This is a genomic window from Streptomyces fuscigenes (genome assembly GCF_021556455.1).
Classification (GTDB): domain Bacteria; phylum Actinomycetota; class Actinomycetes; order Streptomycetales; family Streptomycetaceae; genus Streptomyces; species Streptomyces fuscigenes.
In genome coordinates this window covers 1-1325 of record NZ_JAKGCV010000761.1, presented here as the reverse complement: position 1 = coordinate 1325, position 1325 = coordinate 1, and the positions used below count along the sequence as shown (strand labels likewise).

Genomic DNA, 1325 nt, shown 5'->3' with positions numbered 1-1325 from the left:
TCATGGGCGTGGGGGCCGCCCTCGTCATGCCGCTCGCGATGGCGATCCTGCCGTCCCTCTTCCACGAACCGGCCGACCGCGCCAAGGCCGTCGGCATCATCTCCGCATCCTCCGCGCTCGGTGTCCCTCCAGGACGACCTGAACCAGAACGACGACCGCGAGGCGCTGCGCTACCGCACCAACGCCCCCGACGGGCAGGGCATGTACCTGCGGATCATGTCCCTCGACGAGTTCGACGGCACGACCTGGCGCTTCTCCCAGCGCAAGGTGGTCGACGTACCCGGCTCCCTGCCCACCCCGCAGGGCCTGGCGCCCGCCGTGCGCACCACGAAGATCAGCACGAGCATCACGGCCGCGCCCTGGTACCGGCAGAACTACCTGCCCATGCCCTACCCCGCGACGAGCGTGTCCGTGAAGGGCCGCTGGCGCTACGAGCCGGAGGGCCGCACGCTCGTCGGCGACCGCGGCCAGTCCACGCGCGACGCGCGCTACAGCGTCGACAGCCTTGAGGTGAACCCGACCCGGCAGCAGCTTGCCTCGGCGGGCGCGCCGCCGGCCGCGCTCGAACGGGAGTACACCGAGGTCCCCTCGAACCTGCCCGCCGTCGTGAAGAGGACCGCCCAGCAGGTCACGGCCGGCTCCGCGAACGACTACGAGAGGGCCGTCGCCCTCCAGGACTGGTTCGCCTCCGACGGCGGCTTCACCTACGACACCCACGTGAACTCGGGGACCGGCCCCGACGCGATCACCCGCTTCCTGAAGGACAAGCGCGGCTTCTGCATCCACTTCTCCTTCACCATGGCGGCCATGGCCCGCACCCTGGGCATCCCGGCCCGGGTCGCGGTCGGCTTCGCCCCGGGCACCCCGGAGGGCGACGGCACCGTGGACGTGGCGCTGCGCGACGCGCACGCCTGGCCGGAGCTGTACTTCCAGGGGGTCGGCTGGACGCGCTTCGAGCCCACGCCGAGCCGGGGCAGCCTTCCCGCCTACACGCTTCCCGCCTCCCCGACGGACCCGGACTCGGGCACCTCCACCCAGCCGGACGCGCCCCAGTCCCTGGCGCCCTCCACGGCCCCCTCGGCGTCGAGCAGTTGCGCCCCGCAGGACCAGCGCCTCGGCGCGTGCGACCAGGCGGCCCTGCAGCCCCCCGCCCCGCCGTCCGCGGGCGGCACGCACGGCGGGACCTGGGCACTGATCGGCGCCGGCATCGCCCTGGTGGTGCTGGTCCCGCGGTGTCCGCGGTCGCGGCGGCCTTCGCGCGCGCCGGGATGGCCTGGGAGGACGCGCAGGTCGTGGTGGCGCACAGCCGCACCCTGCGCCGCGCC

At 74.1% G+C, this 1325-nt stretch carries 1 pseudogene; it reads left to right on the top strand.

The window, feature by feature from the left end:
• Positions 1-120: 120 nt before the first annotated feature.
• Positions 121-900, top strand: a pseudogene (locus L1885_RS28395) (transglutaminase TgpA family protein); the annotation flags it as partial.
• Positions 901-1325 lie beyond the last annotated feature (425 nt).